The organism is Bradyrhizobium sp. U87765 SZCCT0048, from assembly GCF_018131225.1.
In the GTDB taxonomy this organism is placed as follows: Bacteria; Pseudomonadota; Alphaproteobacteria; order Rhizobiales; family Xanthobacteraceae; genus Bradyrhizobium_A.
This window is the reverse complement of record NZ_JAFCMM010000001.1, coordinates 1,019,372-1,038,047: the sequence shown is the minus strand read 5'-3', so window position 1 is coordinate 1,038,047 and position 18,676 is coordinate 1,019,372. Positions and strand designations below refer to the sequence as shown.

17 protein-coding genes are annotated in these 18,676 nt (G+C 66.2%); 8 read left to right on the top strand and 9 right to left on the bottom strand.

Annotation, left to right across the window (positions count from 1 at the left end; genetic code table 11):
* Positions 1-38 precede the first annotated feature (38 nt).
* The 4 genes from JQ639_RS04575 to JQ639_RS04560 form a co-directional block, all read right to left on the bottom strand.
* Positions 39-980, bottom strand: coding sequence for an alpha/beta hydrolase (locus JQ639_RS04575; protein ID WP_211969200.1), 942 nt, complete (start codon positions 978-980; stop codon positions 39-41).
* Positions 981-985: 5 nt separating this feature from the next.
* A complete protein-coding gene (locus tag JQ639_RS04570) occupies positions 986-1,957 on the bottom strand; it encodes an acetamidase/formamidase family protein (RefSeq protein WP_211969201.1) in 972 nt (323 codons plus the stop codon).
* Between the two features lie 74 nt (positions 1,958-2,031).
* Positions 2,032-2,340 (bottom strand): hypothetical protein, encoded by a 309-nt coding sequence (locus JQ639_RS04565; RefSeq protein ID WP_211969202.1) that lies wholly within the window; start codon positions 2,338-2,340, stop codon positions 2,032-2,034.
* 15 nt (positions 2,341-2,355) lie between these two features.
* Positions 2,356-3,234 carry a DODA-type extradiol aromatic ring-opening family dioxygenase gene (locus JQ639_RS04560; protein ID WP_211969203.1) on the bottom strand — a complete coding sequence of 293 codons (879 nt, stop codon included), beginning with the start codon at positions 3,232-3,234 and terminating at the stop codon, positions 2,356-2,358.
* Positions 3,235-3,369: 135 nt separating this feature from the next.
* On the opposite strand from JQ639_RS04560, the gene JQ639_RS04555 reads away from it, so the two are divergent.
* Positions 3,370-4,119, top strand: a complete 750-nt coding sequence (locus JQ639_RS04555) for a GntR family transcriptional regulator (protein WP_211969204.1) — start codon at positions 3,370-3,372, stop codon at positions 4,117-4,119.
* A gap of 97 nt (positions 4,120-4,216) precedes the next feature.
* Here JQ639_RS04555 and cydX read toward each other — a convergent pair whose 3' ends face one another.
* The 3 genes from cydX to JQ639_RS04540 are packed head-to-tail and all read right to left on the bottom strand — an operon-like array spanning position 4,217 to position 7,114.
* Entirely contained in the window at positions 4,217-4,348 is a 132-nt protein-coding gene (gene cydX / locus JQ639_RS04550; RefSeq protein WP_211969205.1) for a cytochrome bd-I oxidase subunit CydX, read from the bottom strand.
* 23 nt (positions 4,349-4,371) lie between these two features.
* The gene (cydB, locus tag JQ639_RS04545; RefSeq protein ID WP_211969506.1) at positions 4,372-5,520 is read right to left on the bottom strand and encodes a cytochrome d ubiquinol oxidase subunit II; all 1,149 of its coding nucleotides are present in this window, start codon (positions 5,518-5,520) and stop codon (positions 4,372-4,374) included.
* Between the two features lie 25 nt (positions 5,521-5,545).
* On the bottom strand, positions 5,546-7,114 hold the full coding sequence (locus JQ639_RS04540; protein ID WP_211969206.1) for a cytochrome ubiquinol oxidase subunit I: 1,569 nt from the start codon (positions 7,112-7,114) through the stop codon (positions 5,546-5,548).
* Between the two features lie 128 nt (positions 7,115-7,242).
* Here JQ639_RS04540 and JQ639_RS04535 point away from each other — a divergent pair, with 128 nt between their 5' ends.
* Together JQ639_RS04535 and JQ639_RS04530 are read left to right on the top strand one after the other, a co-directional pair.
* On the top strand, positions 7,243-8,796 hold the full coding sequence (locus JQ639_RS04535) for an ATP-binding cassette domain-containing protein (protein ID WP_211969207.1): 1,554 nt from the start codon (positions 7,243-7,245) through the stop codon (positions 8,794-8,796).
* A gap of 71 nt (positions 8,797-8,867) precedes the next feature.
* A complete protein-coding gene (locus JQ639_RS04530) occupies positions 8,868-10,406 on the top strand; it encodes an ATP-binding cassette domain-containing protein (protein WP_249126383.1) in 1,539 nt (512 codons plus the stop codon).
* Between the two features lie 165 nt (positions 10,407-10,571).
* Here JQ639_RS04530 and JQ639_RS04525 read toward each other — a convergent pair whose 3' ends face one another.
* Together JQ639_RS04525 and JQ639_RS04520 are read right to left on the bottom strand one after the other, a co-directional pair.
* A complete protein-coding gene (locus JQ639_RS04525) occupies positions 10,572-12,215 on the bottom strand; it encodes a N,N-dimethylformamidase beta subunit family domain-containing protein (RefSeq protein ID WP_249123542.1) in 1,644 nt (547 codons plus the stop codon).
* Between the two features lie 77 nt (positions 12,216-12,292).
* Positions 12,293-13,009 carry a GntR family transcriptional regulator gene (locus JQ639_RS04520; RefSeq protein ID WP_211969210.1) on the bottom strand — a complete coding sequence of 239 codons (717 nt, stop codon included), beginning with the start codon at positions 13,007-13,009 and terminating at the stop codon, positions 12,293-12,295.
* Positions 13,010-13,277: 268 nt separating this feature from the next.
* Between JQ639_RS04520 and JQ639_RS04515 the strand changes: the two genes are divergently transcribed.
* The 5 genes from JQ639_RS04515 to JQ639_RS04495 all read left to right on the top strand — a co-directional run bounded on the left by JQ639_RS04515 (position 13,278) and on the right by JQ639_RS04495 (position 18,669).
* Positions 13,278-14,822, top strand: a complete 1,545-nt coding sequence (locus tag JQ639_RS04515; protein WP_211969211.1) for an ABC transporter substrate-binding protein — start codon at positions 13,278-13,280, stop codon at positions 14,820-14,822.
* Positions 14,823-14,897: 75 nt separating this feature from the next.
* Positions 14,898-15,842: an ABC transporter permease gene (locus JQ639_RS04510; RefSeq protein ID WP_211969212.1), complete on the top strand. Its 945-nt coding sequence runs from the start codon at positions 14,898-14,900 to the stop codon at positions 15,840-15,842.
* On the top strand, positions 15,835-16,725 hold the full coding sequence (locus tag JQ639_RS04505) for an ABC transporter permease (protein ID WP_211969213.1): 891 nt from the start codon (positions 15,835-15,837) through the stop codon (positions 16,723-16,725). Before JQ639_RS04510 ends, JQ639_RS04505 begins: the two co-directional genes overlap by 8 nt.
* Before the next feature lie 7 nt (positions 16,726-16,732).
* Positions 16,733-17,716: an ABC transporter ATP-binding protein gene (locus JQ639_RS04500; protein ID WP_371745173.1), complete on the top strand. Its 984-nt coding sequence runs from the start codon at positions 16,733-16,735 to the stop codon at positions 17,714-17,716.
* Positions 17,713-18,669 (top strand): ABC transporter ATP-binding protein, encoded by a 957-nt coding sequence (locus JQ639_RS04495; protein ID WP_211969215.1) that lies wholly within the window; start codon positions 17,713-17,715, stop codon positions 18,667-18,669. The genes JQ639_RS04500 and JQ639_RS04495 overlap by 4 nt, the downstream gene beginning before the upstream one ends.
* Positions 18,670-18,676 lie beyond the last annotated feature (7 nt).

Sequence of the window (18,676 nt, the reverse complement as noted above, 5' to 3'; positions counted from 1 at the left end):
TGATGGTCTCCCCCTGTTATCGTTGTGATGCTTGAGCGTCAGCCGGGCCCGGGCCGATCAGGCAGCGAGCGGAGCCAACTGGTCATGGCCTGATGCTCGGCCTCGGCCGCGGCGCTGAAGGTGCGCGCGCGCAGGAAGCCGTGAATAAGGCCGCGTCCCGGTCGAAACAGCACCGGGACTCCTGCGGCGCGCAGCCGCTCGGCATAGGCTTGTCCTTCGTCGCGCAGCGGATCGTGCTCGGCGACCACGATGAAGGCATCCGGCAGTCCGGCGAGGTTCGGCTCGGTCATCGGCACCGCCAGCGGCGATGCGCGCTGGCCTTCGTCCGGACAATACTGGCGCCAGAACCAGATCATCTCGGCGGCCTTGAGGTAGGGCGCGTGCGCCTCGCTGGCATAAGACGCGCGGGAGAAGTCGACGTCGACGCAGGGATACAGCAGAAGCTGGCCGCGGATGCGCCGGCTGCTGCCGCGAAACGCCAGCGTCATCGCTGCGGCGAGATTGCCGCCGGCGGAATCGCCGCCGACGGCGATCGCATCCGCGGCGATGCCGAGCTCGGCCGCATGGTCGAACGTCCAGGCAACCACGGCCCGGCAATCGTCGACGGCGGCGGGGAAGGGATGTTCGGGGGCGCGGGTGTAGTCGATGCTGATGACGACGCATGGCGTATCCATCGCTAGCGCCGCGGTGATGGCGTCGTGGCTGTCGATGCTGCCCACCACCCAGCCGCCGCCATGCATGTAGATCAGCGCCGGCAACGGCGAGCTGGCGCGGGGCCGGTAGATGCGAATGCGAACAGGGCGCGGTCCGTCGATGGTCCGCGTCTCGACAGCGAGGTTGTCCGGGTAGGGAACGCGAGCAGCCGCCGACAGGCGCTCGATCCGTTCGCGCCAGACATCGACCGGCAAAGACAGCGGCGGTTCGGGCCAGGCCTCCTCGAGGCGGGCGATGAACGGGGCGAGTTGCGGGTCGATCGCCATGGTCGTTATTCCGGTGTCGTGGTGGCGGAAGGCGTACGATCACCGAAGATCGCTTTCGGCATGCGCGCGTGGATGCCGTTGGTGCCGTTCACGACCTGTGTCACCAGCAGATCGGCCTGCAGCGAGCACAGCGCGTAGGCGTCCGACGGCTTCATGCCCTTGGTGTCGGAGAGCAGCTCCACCATGTCGAGTACCGCCTGACGCGCGGCTTCGCGCAGGTCCTCGTCGAGGCCCATGGTGATGAAGTGGTCGGGCGTCTCGGCCCATGGACGCCTGATCGTGCGGCCCTTGATCACGGTGAGGCGCAGCTCGGCCGCGGTCATCGCCGTCTCGAGCGCTGTCTGGACGACCTCGCCGCTGCCCTGAACGGCATGGGCGTCGCCGGCATAGAAGCCCGCGCCGGGCACGAACACCGGCAGGTACAGCACCGTGCCGGCAACAAGGTCTGAGCAGTCGATGTTGCCGCCGAACACGCCGGGAATCGCCGAGTGACGCGGCGTGTCGCCGGGCGGCAGCACGCCCATGATGCCGAGGAACGGCCGCAGCGGAATGGTGATGCTGTCGCCGAAGCGCGTGGTCATGGTGGCGCGGTCGAGCGGAAAGTGGCGCAGCTCGGCGTCCGGAAATATGTCGGCGAGCAGGGCGCGGCTCTGGCTGCCGGGAAAGATGATGTTGAGGCCATGGTCGGCGACGTCGAGCCGCAGGATCTCGACCTTCAGCATGTCGCCGGGCTCGGCGGTCTCGACCGCGATCGGGCCGGTGAGGGTGTGGGGTCCACGGCCTTCGCCGCGGAAGCGGTCGCGCAGCGCGAGCGCCCCGGCGAGGTCGAGCGAGGCTCCGCCGGCGTTGTCCCACATTGTCCAGGTGTCGAGCACGACGGTGTCGCCGGACATGATGGTCCGGATCGGCCGCGCGCGCGGGTCGATGATCCCGCCCTGAACCGTGTCGGGGCCGGCCTTGATGAGATGAGTTGTCATGACGCGTTCCGTAACCCGCCGTTCGGTATCCGCGCGCAGCGTCGCTTGACGCTGGCTGCGCGTTGCCGAGGCCGTCAGCCGACGGGGCCCTTGCCCTGCAGCGATTCCACGAGCTTGTTGACGGCGACGGCCGCGCCCTTGCCCGCTTCGTTGCCGAAGATCAGCCGGGCGAACTGGCCGCCGAGATAGGGATGCAGGCCCATGTCGTAGAGCGCGAGGAAGTTGCGGGTTTCGATCGCCGCGCGCTCGTCGGGATGCAGGGGATAGCGATCGAGGACCGCGGCCTCGCTGGCAGCGAACTCCTCGCGCAGCGCTGGCGACCACTTGAGGTCCTGGATGAGATCGTGAGTGGCGAGCGATGCTCTGAACTTCTCAAGGCCCATGATGTCTCTCCTCGTTCACGCTGTCGCGTGCTGTTTCGGCTGGTTGGCGTCCATGTCCCAGAGCACCGCGCCGACGCCGCACTTGAAGTCCTTGTGGACGGTGTAGCCGAAGCTCTTGCCGGGTTTCGAGCCGATCGCGCCGAGAACGACGACCCAGGCGAGAAGCTCAGCGGTGCCGCCGGAGCCGGCGGCTTCCATCCGCTCCAGTGTCAGTTCGCGAAGCAGCTTGTCGTGATCACCGGACGCGACGAGGTCGAGGAACCAGCGGTCGAACTCCTCGTCGATGAAGTAGTAGCGCGCGCCGCCCGGTTCGTGGCTGAGGCCGCCCGAGCCGAGCAGGGCCACGCGCATGTCGGCGGGAAGGTCGTTGCGGATGAAATCGCCGAGTGCCTTGCCTACTTCGTAGCAGCGGTGCTGGTTCGGGATCGGCGGCACGGTGCAGTTCTGCAGCACCGGGACGACGGGAATGCCGGCGCCCTGGATATTGGTGAGCAGCACGGGCACCGAGATGTTGTCGTCAAACTTGAGATTGTTGGTCTCGGCGAACATGCGGATGCCGCGTTTGGTCATGCCGTCGAACAGCGCGCCGGCGATGTCCGGGGCGCCCTTCACCGCATAGTCCTCGCAGCCGATCCACGGCTTGAACCACTCGTAGGGGCCCCGGTGTTCGGGGGCCATGCCGATCAGGAAATCCGGATAGGTGCGGATGCGGCTGTTGGCGAGATGATCGTTGGCGAACACGATCAGGACGTCCGCCTTCGCCTGCGCGATGGCATCGGCGAGGTTGCGATAGGTGTTGACCACGACGTCCTTGACGTCGGCGGGGGCTGCTTCGAGCAGCCCGATCAGGCCCGGCGCATGCGGTGCGCCGGCTGCGAATACGATTTCCGCCATCAGTTCCTCCCTGGCTGCCCAAACGTCGCCTACGAATCCAATATTGTCAAGATTTTCGGAAATCCATTTTGTGTTGGATTTTGGGTTGCCGTCACGGATACTGTCCAGCGGATTCGCCAGCGATCTGGGACGACCATGACCAGCTATCTGAAACGACCGGCGCACCGATGGGGGCCGGGCCCGACGCGGGGCGAGGTTCCCAAGACCCTCGCGGGGCGGGTCGCGCAGCAATTGCGTCAGGACATCATCCGGCATCGGCTGGAGCCCGGTGAGCGGTTGCAGTTCGAAAAGCTCAGCAAGCTGTATGACGTCGGCACGAGCCCGTTGCGCGAGGCGCTCTTCCAGGTTGCCGCGCAGGGCCTTGTCATGGCGGAGGACCACAAGGGCTTCTTCGTGGCGCCGATCCATTTCGACGAGATGTTCGACGTCTCAAAGCTGCGCGCCAACCTCGAGTGTTTCGCCATTCGCGGCGCGATCCGCGAGGGCAAGGAGGACTGGGAAGTCGATCTGCTTGCGGCCTTCCATCGTCTCAAGCGCGCGGGCCTCGCGGTCACGCCGGGCGAAGAGGATGAAGACAAGCGCACGGAGTGGGAGGATCGCCACCGCGACTTTCACTACGCGCTGTGCAAGGGCTGCGGCTCGCCCTGGCTGCTGCACTTCTTCGACGAGCTCTACGATCACATGGAGCGCTATCGTCGCTATTTCTGGAAGTACGCCGAGCGGGCGGTTGCCGCCGACAGCGAGCACGAAGCGATCATGAAGGCCGCGCTCGATCGCGACGAGGATCTTGCGGCGAGCCTGCTGCAGGCTCATTTCGAGCGACAGGCCAAGCTCACCATGGTGTTGCGCCAGCGGGTGGAGCGGGCCACCGCACCGGCCGATTGAAACCGCGTTTGACGTGAGGTCCGGCGGACCGCGAACGCGAGGTCCGCCGCAGTCGTGTGCAGCCGTGAGCCCCCGAGGGCGGCTCGGCATCGCGACGTCAGGGCGTCGAAAGCGGCAGCGTTTCCTCCGGCGCCTGTTCGCGCACGCTCCGAAGCTCGTACCACAGGGCGTTGAGGATCCCGACGGTCGTGGCCAGCCCGAGGCCGAGGATCCAGGAAAAGTACCACATGTGATGTGTTTCCTTCGCTTGGTTCAGTACGCGTGTCCGCTCTTGACGTTCTTCTCGCCAACCTTGCCCCACAGCACGCGGTAGACCCAGGCGGTGTAGCCCAGGATCAGTGGCATGAAGATCGCCGTGGCGAACAGCATGTTGCGCAGCGTCGCGCGGCTCGAGGAGGCATCGAACACCGCCAGCGAGTGGGCAGGATTGGTGCTCGACGGCAGCAGGATCGGGAACATGGCGACGCCGACGGTGGTGACGATCATCGCGACGCCGAGCTTCGACGCGAGGAAGGTCAGCCCTTCCTTGCCGGACCGAAAGCCGAGCCAGGCGACGAGCGGGGCGACGATGCCGAGGAGGGGCACCAGCCAGAGCACCGGATGGGCGTGGAAGTTGGCGAGCCATGCGCCGCCGTCTGCGACGACCGTCTTGGTCAATGGATTGGACGGGCCATCCCACACGATCGGCGAGGTGACGCGGTAGCCGCCCAGCAGGCCGAGGGATGTCAGCACGCCGCCACCGGCGAACAGCAGCGCCGTGGCGAGCGCGGCGCCGCTGCCGATCGTGCGTGCGCGCTGCGCGACCATGCCTTCGGCCTTGAACGTCAGCCAGGCGGCGCCGTGCATCACGATCATTGCGAGTGAGACCAGGCCGCAATACAGCGCCAGCGGGTTCAGCAGCCCGAACAGGTTGCCTTCATAGACCGGCCTGAGATCGGGGGTGAAATGGAACGGCACGCCCTGCAGCGTATTGCCGATGGCGACGCCGAAAATCAGCGCAGGAACCGCACCGCCGACAAAGAGGGCCCAGTCCCAGCGCGTGCGCCAGGCTGGATCAGGACGCTTGGAGCGGTACTTGAAGCCCACCGGACGCAGGATCAGCGCCAGCAGGATGATGAACATCGCGAGGTAGAAGCCGGAGAAGCTGACGGCATACAGCGCTGGCCACGCGGCGAAGATCGCGCCGCCGCCCAGAATGAACCACACCTGGTTGCCTTCCCACACCGGTCCGATGGTGTTGATGGCGACGCGGCGTTCGAGGTCCGTCTTTGCCACGAACGGCAGCAGCGCACCGACGCCGAGATCGAAGCCGTCGGTGACCGCAAAGCCGACCAGCAGGACGCCGAGCAACCCCCACCAGATGATTCTCAGGGTCGTGTAGTCGAACAGGAAGTCGATCATGGTCATGATCCTTTCCGGGCGGGGGTCATTCGGCGGGCTGAAGGCGCGACGGGGCCGGCGACAGGGCGTCGACGACGTCGGCGACCTCCGGTCCCTTGCGGATCGCGGCCAGCATCAGCCTGACCTCGATGATGGCGAGCACGCCGTAAACCACCGTGAAGCCGGTGATCGTGATCAGCAGATTGGTCACGCCGAGTTGCGAGGTGGCGAGGAACGTCGGCAACACGCCTTCGATGATCCATGGCTGGCGGCCGAACTCGGCGACGAGCCAGCCGAGTTCGATCGCGATCCAGGGGATAGGGAGCGCCAGCACGGCGAGCCTGAACAGCCAGCGCGGAGCTTCGGCTTCCCGCGCCGTGTGCCAGAGCGATACCGCGAATACGGCAAGCAGGATGAAGGCACCCAGCACCATGAAGCGGAAGGCGAAGAACAGCGTCGGCACCTGCGGGACCGTCGACCATGCGGCGTCGTCGATCTGCTGCGGACTAGCCTTGCGCGGATCCTCCACGAACTGCTTGAGGAGCAGGGCATAGCCGAGGTCGGCGGAAGCCGTGTCGAAAGTCTTCCGCGCGGCGCTATCGGAGCGATTGACCTTCAGTCGCTCCAGCGCATCGTAGGCGGTGATGCCGTTGCGGATGCGCTCCTTGGCGTGGTCGACGAGTTGATCGATGCCGGCGATCGGCTTGTCGATCGAACGCGTTCCGATCAGGCCCATCACCCAGGGAATGTGAATGGCGAAGTACGTCTTGCGTTCGGATTTGCTGGGAATGCCGATGGCCGTGAAGGGCGCGGGCGGCGGCTCGGTCTCCCACATCGCCTCGATCGCCGCGAGCTTCATCTTCTGGTTGTCGGTGAGCGCGTAGCCGCTTTCGTCGCCGAGCACGATGACCGACAGTGCCGACGCAAGGCCGAAGGCCGATGCGATGACGAAGGACCGCTTGGCGAGCGCGACATGGCGGCCGCGCAGCAGATACCAGCCGGACACGCCGAGCACGAATGTCGCGCCGCACACATAGCCGGCCGAGACGGTGTGGACGAATTTCGCCTGCGCCACGGGATTGAACAGGACGGCGATGAAGTCGGTGACCTCCATGCGCATCGTGTCGGGATTGAACGCGGCGCCGACCGGGTTCTGCATCCAGCCATTGGCGATGAGAATCCACAGCGCCGAGAAGTTGGTGCCGAGCGCCATCAGCCAGGTGACGGCGAGATGCGCGCGCGCCGACAGTCGCTCCCAGCCGAAGAAGAACAGGCCGACGAAGGTCGCCTCGAGAAAGAACGCCATCAGGCCCTCGATGGCGAGCGGCGCGCCGAAGACGTCGCCGACATAGTGCGAGTAGTAGGCCCAGTTCATGCCGAACTGGAATTCCATGGTGATGCCGGTGGCGACGCCCAGGGCGAAGTTGATGCCGAACAGGACGCCCCAGAACCTCGTCATGTCGCGCCAGACGGCGCGGCCGGTCATGACATAGACCGTCTCCATCATCGCGATGAGGATGGACAGGCCGAGTGTCAGGGGAACGAACAGGAAATGATACATCGCGGTCAGGGCGAACTGCAGCCGCGACAGGTCGACGAGCAGATGGTCTATCATCAAGGCATCCTTCCAGGCTGACCGTCGATAAGTTATTCTGTTTTCGTGAAAGTTGATATGGGTCAAACTACCATCGGTGATGCCTGCCACAAGCGTGCGGTGCAAACGCGCCGACCGATGATTGTGCGATGGTGCCTGCTGTGATCGGCGATTCCTTCAATGCCATGGAAGGCGCGCGAAAGGCCGGAAATCACAGGCTTCTCGCGTTGCTCGCCGTCCGCTCCCTGCTGCGGCTGGGCTTCCTTGCGTCCGCCGCGATGATCGTCGGCGAACTGGTTCTTGGACAAAATGTCCACATCTGGCTGGCCGGCGCGGGGCTCGGTCTGCTCGTTCTCGCCATTGTCTGCGGACTGTGGGGGGAGAGGATGCAGGCGGTACTGGAAGCGGCGGTCGCGACCGCGCTCCGCACCGACATGGCGCGCCGTCTCGAAGAACTGGCGACGCGTCAGGTCCAGGCCATTCCGGTCGGGCAGCTTGTCGTCGCGCTGCAACGCCATCCCGACGCGGTGGCCGGCCTGGTCATCGGGCATCGCGCGGCCGCGGCGATGATGGCTGTCGGGCCATTGCTTGCGGCGGCGGCGCTGATGATGGTGTCATGGCAGGCGGCACTGATGGTGCTCGCGCTGACCCCGGTCATGATCCTTTTCTTCGTTCTGGTCGGTGACGTGATTCGCAGGCGCGCGCATGCGCAGGAGCAGGCTTTCGGGCATCTGGCAGGTCAGTTCGCCGATCGCATCCGTACACTCCCGACAATTCTCGCCAACGAGGCGCTGGCGAACGAGGAGGCCAAGCTGGCCGCGCGCCTGCGCGATCTCGCCGGCCGGACCATGGGCGTGCTGCGGGTCGCGTTTCTCAATGCCGGCATCATCGATTTTTTCGCCTCGCTGTCGATCGCCATGCTGGCCGTCTTTCTCGGGCTTGGGCACCTTGGTCTGGCGCACGTTCCCGGTTTCAGCGGGCTGGCATTGTGGCAGAGCCTCTTCATTCTGATGATCGCCCCGGAATACTTCGCGCCGTTCCGGCGCTTCGCGGAGCAGTATCATACCAAGGCGGAAGGAGAGGCTGCGGCGGTGGCGCTCGATGAGCTGCTGTCGCCGCCGCCCGGTTACGCGGGATCCGATGCCGTCGACGGCGTGTCGCTCGCGCTCGGCGCACTTCCGTCGCGTGGTCTTGTCGCCGTGACCGGTCCGAGCGGGGCGGGCAAGACCACGCTGCTGCGCCAGCTCGCGGGAGAAGGGGCGCGCGCGGTGGCGCCTGCCGTGTCATGGGTGTCGACCGAGTGCTTCATGCCGCAGGGCACGCTGGCGGATGCCATCGCATGGAACGGCGGCGTACGCGAACGCAGCCGGCTTGCCGAGGCCGCCGCGCAGGCCGGGCTGCTCGACGAGGCCTATCTGCCCGGTGGTCTCGATGCGCCCGTTACGGCTGGTGGCGCGAACCTGTCCGGCGGGCAGCGGGTGCGGATTGCGGTTGCCCGCGCTTGGGTGTCGGGGCGAACGGTATTCGCCGACGAGCCGACGGCAAAGCTCGACGCCGGCAATGCCCGGCGGGTTCGTGCGATGCTGCTGAACATGGCCGCCGATCGTCTGGTCGTGGTCGCGACCCATGACCGGGAGCTGGCGCGTCTCGCCGACCGCGAGATCGTGCTGGGCGCTTCTGTGGCCGAGGCAGCTGACGCATGACCGGGGAATCTGCTGCGCAATTCGACAGGGAGGCCTTGCGTAGGACAAGCCGCAGGTCGTGGCGCCGCGCGATGGTGCTTGCCATTGTCGGCCTCGCCTGTGCCGTGCTTCTTGGCGGGCTCTCCGCCTGGTTTCTCGGAGCGGTCGCGGTCGCCGGGCTCTCGGCCGCGGCGCTGACGTTCAACTTTCACGCGCCCGGCGCGCTGGTGCGGCTGTTTGCCATCGGCCGGACGCTTGCCCGATACGGCGAGCGGCTCACCGGTCACCACGCTGCATTGACCGATCTGGTCGTGCGCCGCGCCCAGCTGTTCGGTGCCATGGCCCGTGCGGACAGCGCGCGGCAGGCGAGTTGGCAGCTCGGCGATCAGGCGCGGCTGACCGAATATCTCGATGATGTCGATGATCTCGACTATGGCCGGCTGCGCGCCGATCTGCCGGCGATCACCATGGCGGTGGGCTTGTGCGCCGGGCTCGCGGCGACGTTGATGGTCGCGCCGCTGGCGCTCGTTGCGATTGTCTCGCTGCTTGTGGCGTGCGTGATCGTCGGCTCGCGTGCGGTCGGCGTCGCGGCCGCAATCCTCGAAGCCGGGCGTGCGTGCGGCCGGAAGAGCGCGGAGATCGCGGGCGCCGCCGCTGCCGCAGTGGTCTCTTTGCGCGCCGAGGGCGCCTGGCAGGCGAGTTTCGCACCGGCGCTGCATGCTCTGGCGCAAGCGCACGGGCTCAGACTTCGCCTGCGCCGGTTGCAGGCGAACGTCGACGCGTTGTGTTCGGCCATCGGGCCGATCGCCGGAGCGAGCGTCATCGCCGCGGCGTGGTTCTCCGGTGCGCGCGGCGAGGCTCTGCTGGTGCCCGTCTTCGTCGCGTTCGCCTGGCTTGCGCTCGCCGAAGCCCTGCAGGGAACGTCGAGAATGATCGTCGCCAACCAGCGGCGCGTGATCGCCGGGCGCGAGATCGCCCGGTGGACGGCGCAGCCGTTGCCAGAGAGTGCGCCGGAGCGTCGTGTGCCATTGTCGCTCGCCCGCGCGGGCCTGCCGCGCTGCGCGCCCGATGGACGCTCGCTCGGAAGCTTCGTCGATCTCGACCTGCGACGCGGCCGGCCGACGATCCTCATCGGCGCCAGCGGCTCCGGCAAGACCAGCCTGCTGAAGCAGATCGCGGGCTGGATCGGCGACGACAACCTGGCCGCGGACGACGGTGCGATGTTCGGTGCGCGCGATCGCCGTGCGATCGCAATGGTCTGTCTGCACGACGCCGCGATTCTAGCCGATACGGTGCGCGCCAACCTGTTCGCCCCCGATGCGACAGACGTGGACCTGTGGGCTGCGCTCGCCGCCGTCGAGATGGACGAGCGGATCCGCCGTGGCGGCGGCCTCGATGCCTGGATCACCCAGGAGACCCTGTCGTTCGGCGAGGCCCAGCGCCTGAACCTTGCAAGGGCCTATCTGACCGATCAGCCGCTGGTGCTGCTCGACGAGCCGGCCGAACATGTCGACGAGGTGCAGGCGAAGCGCATTCTCGGGCGGCTGTTCAGCCGTCTCGCCGATCGCGTCGTGGTGGTGTCCAGTCATCACCCCGTGGTCGTGCCGGATGCGCGGACGCTGGCGTTGTGACGCGCGGAGGGAGCGGGCTCCCGTCGCTTGGTCGTTGTCCCCACGAAAAGCCCTTCAGCGCGCTGGAGCAATCTCTCGGGGCCAATTTCACCGTGACGTTCTGAGCGCGGCCGGATGGCCGCGCGTCGTTATGATTGTTCGACGATCGCTTGCCTGGATCAGGTGTCAGGTACGATCGTCTGATTTGCCAAGGAAGCGATCGAGCACGTTGCGCGTCACCTGCTGGGTGTAGAATTCGTCACGCGCCAGCCCCATCACCCACTCGCAGCTGCCGGCGGTGAACACCTCACCCTTGCCGCGTGGCATCGATACGATCATGCCGGAGCCGTAGCGATGCTTCTGGAGCGCTTCGGGCGATGTCGAACCTGACAATCGCCTGGCCTTGTTGGCAAGGCCGCTGTCGCGCAGATAATAGCGGAAGCCTTCGCCGGCATACTCGTCCTCGACATAGACCGCAGGGCCCATCGCCAGGATCTCGACGCTGTCCGGTGCACCGTCCTCGTGCGTCGGATAGGGCAGGCCATGGCGGAAGGTGTAGTCGAGGCCGTCGACCTCGTAGGCGAAGATGCTGGCGTCCTCGCCGAGAATATCGCCGTAGTGGGTGTCGGTGTGGTCGAACGCCCAGTGCTTGGGGCGATACACAGTGAAGCCGCGGCTGCCGCGCGGGGCAAAGCCGCCCCATGAGGCATAGACACCGCGCATGCCATTGACGCCGAATGTGGTCGCCCCGGGATGCGCCACGGCCGGATCCTCCCAGCCGCAAGTCAGCAGATGCTTATCGGCGGTGTCGCGCACCGGATCCTCGTCGTGGGCGCGGGCCTTGTAGCAGATCTGCCGGGCGCCGTCGTTCTCGAAGCGCACTTGCCAGAGGAAGTTGCCGGCAAAGCGCGCCATCTTGCCGCCGGCCTCGACGAAGGCGTCGACGGTGTCACGCATCTCGCGGGTCCAGTATTCGTCATGGCCGACGATGACGCCGGTACTGTAACGCTTGAGGATCTCCGGCTGGTGGTGCAGGTCGGTCTGGGTGATGATGTCGAAGGCATAACCTTCGCGCTCGGCCCAGACCACGAAGTGGCGGTCGAACTGCGCCCAGCCGGCGGACGCGTAGTATTGCGCGAAGCCGTTGGTGAACGCCCATTCCTTGGTCGGGTAGCGCGGCGCTTCCAGCGGCCGGCGCTTCGGGGTGTCGCACAGGCGCGGCGCGCCGGGCGGCAGCCAGACGAGGCCGCGTGTCCAGGGGCGCTGGACGCTGAGGATCGGGGAGAACTGCTTGCCGTTCGCGCCGTCGATGCCGTCATAGTAGTTGGCGCCGCCCCAGTCGTTGTAGGCGATCCACGTCGAGGTCGGCAGGATCAGCAGGAAACGGTCCTTGGCAGGTTGGTGGTCGGCCGGCGTCACCACGAAGAAGTGGTGCTGCACGAACTGCGAGCCATTGCCGAGATCGCAGATCGAGGCCACGCGGTAAAAGCCGGAGGCAAGGTTGGCGGGCAATGTCCAGCGATGGCTGACCGGCCAGCTGCAGCCGTCGCGGTAGGCGGCTTTCGGCGTCGGATGGAATTCGCCAGCAAGGTCTTTCGCCTCATGGACGAGCGCCGGCTTGTGGCCGTCGCGCCAGACCTGCAGCGTCCAGCGCGGTGCCGTGCTGCTGCTGTGGAAGCTCACTTCACTGCCGGGCGCGTAGGAGATCGCGTCGGTGTAGGTGTAGATCTCGGGGATTGCAGGATCTTCGCGCGGCGTCTCGTACCAGTGCGACAGATGCCAGGCGTTGTCCGGATGGATCACGCTGGTGCGCCGATCGTGGATGTTCATCGGCTGAAATTCGGGACGCGCGGCGTCGTTGTCCTTGGGCACGGCGGGGTTCCTCTAGCTTCTCTTGTTGTCGTTGATCAGGCGGGGCGTTCGGCGGCCTCGAGCAAGTCGGGCGCGGTGACGCGGCCTTCCTCGATCGCCTTGAGCAGGTCCATCAGCGCCGCACCGCCTTCTTCGAGGTCGGCGCGGATGGCGTTTCCGGCCGCGGCGGCATCGCGCTCTCTCAGGCTGCGGATCAGGCGCACATGCTGGTGCTCGCCGGCATAGTGCGGAAGCGCATGTGGGTAGAGCAGGTTTAGCGTCGGGCCGCTTTGCAGCCACAGGCTTTCCAGGATCGTGGTCAGGCTTGGCATTTCGGCGGCATGGCAGACGCCGAGATGGAAGACGTAGTTCTGGTACACCGCGTCGCGCCAGTCGCCGCGCGCTTCCGCCGCTACCAGCGCGGAATGGGCCTGCTCCAGCACGGCGACGGCGTCGGGCGCGATCAGCGCCGCGGCCTTCTCGGCCGCCAGCGGCTCCAGCCGCAGGCGGATTTCGCGGATCTCTGCATAGCGGCGGAATGACGCTTTCGGCACCTGGAAGCTCTGCGAACTCGTGAACTCCAGCGCCTGCTCACGCAGCAGCTGCATCACCGCTTCGCGGATCGGGGTGTCGCTGACGCCGAGCATCACCGCGAGCTCGTTGATCTTCAGGCGCTGGCCCGGCTTGAGCTGGCCCTGCATCAGCGCCTCGCGCAGCTGGCCGTAGGCGCGGGTCGCGAGGTTTTCGCGGGCGACTTTCTTCAAAGGCAGCATGACGGGTGTCCATGACGGGAAGGAAGGAACGGCTGGTGTGTCGTGGCGGGCAGAGGATTCGGCATGGCGGAAGGAGCGCGTTCTCGGCCGTCGTCGGCGTGCTGGCAACCGTTCGTCCGCTGCGCCGGGGCCCACGATGTCGCAGGGCGGCGCGTCGGATTTGACAAGCTTAGGGGACCCTGTTTAGCTTGTCTATAGGATATATCCTATCGGCTATCGCGAAATAGCGAAGCCAGAGAGCACAGCGCCGACGATGGGGAGGGGAAGAATGATCAAGTATTTGCAGGGAGTTGCCGCTGCCGCACTCATCCTGGGCGTGGCGCTGGCGGGATCTCCGGCTCTGGCACAGAACAAGGCGACGACGCTGGTCTACGGCAACACAGCCGGGCCGGAGACCCTCGACCCTTATGTCGGCAGCAGCACCGTCGACCTCGAGGTCGTGCACCACATCTTCGAGGGGCTGGTGGGGATGGATGGCAGCTACGCCGCCAAGCCGATGCTGGCGTCGAAGGTCGATGTCGCAGATGACGGCAAGCTCTTCACCTTCGCGCTGCGCCACGGCGTCAAATTCCACAACGGCCAGGAAATGACCTCCGCCGACGTCAAGGCGTCGTTCGAACGCTACCGCCGGATCAGTCCCAATGCGGCGGTGCTCGCCGATGTCGAGAGCTTCGATGCGCCCGATGCCACCACCTTTGTCATCCGTCTGAAGAAGACCAATGCCGTCTTCCTCGATGTGCTGAAATCGCCGGTCTATCCCTTCGTCATTCTGCCCGCCGAGCAGAAGGACAAGGCAGCGCGGGAGGTCGAGATCATCGGCACTGGTCCGTTCAAGCTCGCCGAGTGGCGCAAGGACAGCCACCTGACGCTCGAGAAGTTCGACGGCTATGTGCCGGACGATAGCGGCAAGCCCGCTGATGGCCTGGTCGGCAAGAAGACCGTCAACGTCGCCGCCGTGCGCTATCGTTTCATGCCGGAAGCCAACGCCCGGATCGCGGCGCTGCAGACCGGCGAAGCGGACATCATCTCCAACGTGCCGCGCGATCTCGTCGGCCGCATCGAGGGGCGGGGAGACCTGCAGGTCAACCGCATCCTGGCTTGCCAGCAGTATTTCATCGTCAACACCCAGCAGCCGCCGACCGACAAGGTGCAGATGCGCCAGGCGGTTCGCGCCGCCGTCGGCGTCGACGACATGATCGGGGCGATCAGCCGGCCGGCCAAACGCAGCCATGCGATGACCATTCCCGGCGGCGAATATTATGGCGGCGACATCAACAGCGAATTCTACGACCAGAAGAACCCAAAGCTCGCAGCCGAACTTGCAAAACAGGCCGGGTATCAGCCGGGTCAGAAGCTGAACTTGATGACCACGGCCACCTATCCGGAATTCCGCGATGCCATCCTGGTGCTGTCGGAGCAGCTCAAGGAAGCCGGCATCGCCTCCGAGGTGCAGATGGTGGATTGGGCGACCAACGCTGCCAACATGCAGAGCGGCAACGGCAACTGGAACATCTCTTCCACGTCATTCTGCTCGAACCCCAACCTCGGCCCGCAGCAATGGAAGTTCATGGTCTACAACTTCCCACATGTGAAGGGCGATGCCGAACTCGATGCCGCCTACGACAAGTTCTACACCTCGCTCGCGCTGGACGATCGCAAGGCGGCCTGGCGGGCGATCGAGAAACGGGTGCTGGAGCAGGCCTACATGATCAAGATCGCCGACATCGGCGTCATCCAGGCGCTCAATCGCAAGCGGCTCCCTGACTTCAGGGATTACTACATCAACCGGTTCTGGAATGTCTCGTTGAAGTAACGACGCCGTCGACTGCGGCAACGCCGCAGTCGACCAGTCCCGCGTGATCCGACCGTTTCGAGAAACATCGCACCCATGCTTCGTCTCGTCGCCATCCGCCTGACCCACGCGATCCCGATCCTCCTGATCATCGCGGTGCTGGCGTTCCTCCTGATGCAGTTGCTGCCGGGCGATCCCGCGGTGCTGATGGCCGGCGACGGCGCCAGCGCCGAAGCCATCCAGCAGATCCGCGAGCGCCTGCAGCTCGATCGCCCGCTATGGCAGCAGCTCCTGTCGTGGATGGGACATCTGCTGTCGGGCGACCTCGGCTCGTCGCTGACACTGAATCAGACAGTGGTATCGGCGGTGGCCGAGCGGTTGCCGGTCAGCCTGTCGCTGGCGGTGGTGTCGATGATCATCACGGTTCCGGTCGGCATCCTGCTCGGCGTCGTCGCGGCCGCGACCCGCGACAGCTGGATCGACGCCGCGGTGATGGCGCTGGCGTTGCTCGGCGTCTCGGTGCCGAGCTTCTGGATCGCGATCCTGTCCGTCATCCTGTTTTCGGTCACGCTGGGATGGCTGCCGTCCGCCGGCTATGTGCCGCTCAGCGACGGCGTCGTGCCCTGGCTGCTCGCGCTGCTGCAGCCGGCGATCGTGCTGGCGCTATTCCAGGTCGGCTTCCTCGCGCGCATGACGCGCTCGGCGATGCTGGACGTGCTCGACCAGGACTTCGTCCGCACCGCCCGCGCCAAGGGCGTGCCGCCGCTGCGCGTGCTGTGGAAGCACGGCTTCCGCAACACGCTGATCGCCGTGCTGACGGTGATCGGCTACATCTTCAGCCTTTTGATCGGCGGTTCGGTGATCGTCGAGCAGGTGTTCGCGTTGCCGGGCGTCGGCCGCCTGGTGGTGCAGGCGGTGCTGGCCCGCGACTATCCGCTCGTTCAGGGCACGCTGCTGCTGTTCGGCTTCATCTTCGTGCTGATCAACATCGCCACCGATATTCTCTACATCGTGGTCGATCCGCGGGTGCGCTATGACTGATGCGGTCACCCTCGATCTCGCCGCGGATGTTCCGTCGCCGCTTCAGCGCGGGGCTGCGCTGGCGCGGCGTCTGTTCCGGCACCTGTCGTTCCGCATCGGATTCGTCGTCGTGCTCCTGCTGGTGCTGGTGGCACTGGCAGGACCTCTGTTCCACACCGCCGATCCCACTGCCATGCAGATGCGCTTCCGCTTCCGTCCGCCCTCGGAGCGGTTCTGGATGGGGACGGATGCATTCGGCCGCGACATCTTCGCCCGCTTCATCCACGGGGCACGGCTGTCGCTGCTGATCGGGCTGTGGGTCGCGATCCTGTCCGGCATCGTGGGCACGATCTTCGGCGTGCTGGCGGGCTATGTCCGGGCCATCGATTCCCTGGTGATGCGCATCATGGATGCACTGCTGGCGTTTCCGCCGATCCTGCTCGCTATCGGCATCAATGCGGCGCTTGGGCCGCAAGTGCACAGCGTCATCATCGCCCTGTCGGTGTCCTACATTCCGCGCACCGCGCGCATCGTGCGGGCCTCGGCCCTGGTGGTGCGCGAGCTCGACTACGTGCAGGCGGCGCGGATCAGCGGCGCCAGCGGCCTGCGCATTGTGCTGCGGCATATCCTGCCGAACAGCGTCGGGCCGCTGCTGGTGCAACTGACCTTCGTGTTCGCCTACGCCATTCTCGCCGAGGCCGCGCTCAGCTTCCTCGGTATCGGTCCGCCGCCGCCGACGCCAAGCTGGGGCAACATCATCGCCGAAGGGCGCGATTATGCGGTGGAGGCCTGGTGGATCATGCTGTTCCCGGGGCTTGGCATCAGCCTCGCGGCGCTCGGCATGAACCTGCTGGGTGACGGCCTGCGCGACGTGCTCGATCCGCGCCTGAAGATCGAGGGCTGAGATGACGATGTGCGGCAAGCTCCTCTCGATCGAGAATCTCACGGTCCAGTTCCGCAGCGGCGGGCGCTGGATCACGGCGATCGAGGACGTCAATCTCGGCCTCGCCGAGCGTGAGTGCCTCGGGATCGTCGGCGAATCCGGCAGCGGCAAGAGCGTGACCGCGCTCACTGTGCTCGGCCTGCACGCGCCGAAGTCGACCCGGATCGCATCGGGCCGCATCGTTTATCAGGATCGCGATCTGCTGGCGGTGCCGGCGCGCGCCCTTGAGCGCATCCGCGGCGCGGAGATCGCCATGATCTTCCAGGATCCGATGTCCTCGCTCAATCCGGTGCTGACAATCGGCGACCAGATCGGCGAGACGCTTCGCATCCACCAGGGCCTCAGCGCGGCGGACGCCCTTAGGCGGTCCGTCGAGCTGCTCGATATGGTGCGCATTCCCGACGCGCGCCGCCGTGTCACCGAGTATCCGCACCGGCTGTCCGGCGGCATGCGCCAGCGCGTCATGATCGCGATGGCGATCGCTTGTCGGCCCAAGATCCTGATCGCGGACGAGCCGACCACGGCGCTCGATGTCACCGTGCAGGCGCAGATCCTCAACCTGCTGCGCGATCTGCGGGCCGAACTCGGCATGTCGGTGATCCTGATCTCCCACGACATGGGCGTGATCTCGGAATTCACCGATCGCATCGCGGTGATGTATGCGGGCCAGGTGGTGGAGCAGGCGGCGGGAAGCGGCCTGTTCGAACGGCCGATGCATCCCTACACCGACGGCCTGCTGCGGGCGATCCCGGACATCGATGCCGATGTGGCGCGGCTCGCCACCATCTCCGGCTCGATCCCAGATCCCGCCTATCCACCCGCCGGCTGCCGCTTCCATCCCCGCTGTCCGGAGGCGATCGCGGCTTGCACTCAACAGATGCCCGCCATGATCGATCTGTCGGCGCAGCATCAGACGCGCTGTCCGCCACGTGCCGCAGGGAGGATGGCATGAGTACGCCGATCGTCGAGCTGACTGATGTCTGCAAGACCTTTCCGTTGTCGCGGGGCCGGAGGGCGCAGCAGCTGCACGCCGTCAACAAGGTCAGTTTCTCCATCGCGGCGGAAGAGACGCTTGGCCTTGTCGGCGAATCCGGCTCGGGCAAGTCCACGGTGGGGCGGATGCTGGTCGGCGTCTATCCGGCCTCGAGCGGGCGCATTCGCCTGTTCGGGCGCGATATCAGCGGCGACGACGCCAAGGCCAATCTCAAGGCCGTGCGTCGCAGGCTGCAGTTCGTGTTCCAGGATCCCCAGGCTGCCCTCAATCCGCGCATGCAGGTCGGCGACGCCATCGCCGAGCCCCTGGACATCGCCGGCGGCTTTGATCGTCACCGCAGGCAGGCGCGCATCGGCGAGCTGCTCGACATGGTGGGCCTGCCGCGCAGCGCCGCCCGCCGCTACCCGCACGAATTCTCCGGTGGCCAGCGCCAGCGGATCGTGATCGCGCGGGCGCTGGCACTGCAGCCGGAGTTCATCGTCTGTGACGAGGCCGTGTCCGCTCTCGACGTCTCCATGCAGGCGCAGGTCGTCAACCTGCTGATGGATCTGCAGGCCCAGTTCGGGCTGAGCTATCTGTTCATCGCCCACGATCTCGCGGTGGTCCGGAGCGTCTCGACGCGGGTGGCGGTCATGTACGCCGGGAGCATCGTCGAGGTCGCGCCCAAGCGCGCGCTCTATGAGACGCCGCGCCATCCCTACACGCGCGCGCTGCTCGATGCGGTTCCGCGTGTCCATGGCGCCGCGAAGTCCCGGCAGATGCTGCAGGGCGAGCCACCGAGCCTGATCGATCCGCCGGCCGGTTGCCGCTTCGCCAGCCGTTGCCCGGTGGCCGAGACGCGTTGCCGTGTCGAAGCCCCGCCGGTCCGCACCGTCGGCTCGGGCCACCAGGCCAGTTGCCATCTGATCTGAATTTTTT

Excerpts from the sequence above, each read along its gene's own strand:
- JQ639_RS04575 (WP_211969200.1), bottom strand. The coding sequence starts at position 980 with ATGGCGATCGACCCGCAACTCGCCCCGTTCATCGCCCGCCTCGAGGAG.
- JQ639_RS04570 (WP_211969201.1), bottom strand. The coding sequence starts at position 1,957 with ATGACAACTCATCTCATCAAGGCCGGCCCCGACACGGTTCAGGGCGGG.
- JQ639_RS04510 (WP_211969212.1), top strand. The coding sequence starts at position 14,898 with ATGCTTCGTCTCGTCGCCATCCGCCTGACCCACGCGATCCCGATCCTC.
- JQ639_RS04515 (WP_211969211.1), top strand. The coding sequence starts at position 13,278 with ATGATCAAGTATTTGCAGGGAGTTGCCGCTGCCGCACTCATCCTGGGC.
- JQ639_RS04540 (WP_211969206.1), bottom strand. The coding sequence starts at position 7,114 with ATGATAGACCATCTGCTCGTCGACCTGTCGCGGCTGCAGTTCGCCCTG.
- JQ639_RS04505 (WP_211969213.1), top strand. The coding sequence starts at position 15,835 with ATGACTGATGCGGTCACCCTCGATCTCGCCGCGGATGTTCCGTCGCCG.
- JQ639_RS04520 (WP_211969210.1), bottom strand. The coding sequence starts at position 13,009 with ATGCTGCCTTTGAAGAAAGTCGCCCGCGAAAACCTCGCGACCCGCGCC.
- cydX (WP_211969205.1), bottom strand. The coding sequence starts at position 4,348 with ATGTGGTACTTTTCCTGGATCCTCGGCCTCGGGCTGGCCACGACCGTC.
- cydB (WP_211969506.1), bottom strand. The coding sequence starts at position 5,520 with ATGATCGACTTCCTGTTCGACTACACGACCCTGAGAATCATCTGGTGG.
- JQ639_RS04555 (WP_211969204.1), top strand. The coding sequence starts at position 3,370 with ATGACCAGCTATCTGAAACGACCGGCGCACCGATGGGGGCCGGGCCCG.
- JQ639_RS04525 (WP_249123542.1), bottom strand. The coding sequence starts at position 12,215 with ATGAACATCCACGATCGGCGCACCAGCGTGATCCATCCGGACAACGCC.
- JQ639_RS04560 (WP_211969203.1), bottom strand. The coding sequence starts at position 3,234 with ATGGCGGAAATCGTATTCGCAGCCGGCGCACCGCATGCGCCGGGCCTG.
- JQ639_RS04495 (WP_211969215.1), top strand. The coding sequence starts at position 17,713 with ATGAGTACGCCGATCGTCGAGCTGACTGATGTCTGCAAGACCTTTCCG.
- JQ639_RS04535 (WP_211969207.1), top strand. The coding sequence starts at position 7,243 with ATGGTGCCTGCTGTGATCGGCGATTCCTTCAATGCCATGGAAGGCGCG.
- JQ639_RS04565 (WP_211969202.1), bottom strand. The coding sequence starts at position 2,340 with ATGGGCCTTGAGAAGTTCAGAGCATCGCTCGCCACTCACGATCTCATC.
- JQ639_RS04500 (WP_371745173.1), top strand. The coding sequence starts at position 16,733 with ATGTGCGGCAAGCTCCTCTCGATCGAGAATCTCACGGTCCAGTTCCGC.
- JQ639_RS04530 (WP_249126383.1), top strand. The coding sequence starts at position 8,868 with ATGGTGCTTGCCATTGTCGGCCTCGCCTGTGCCGTGCTTCTTGGCGGG.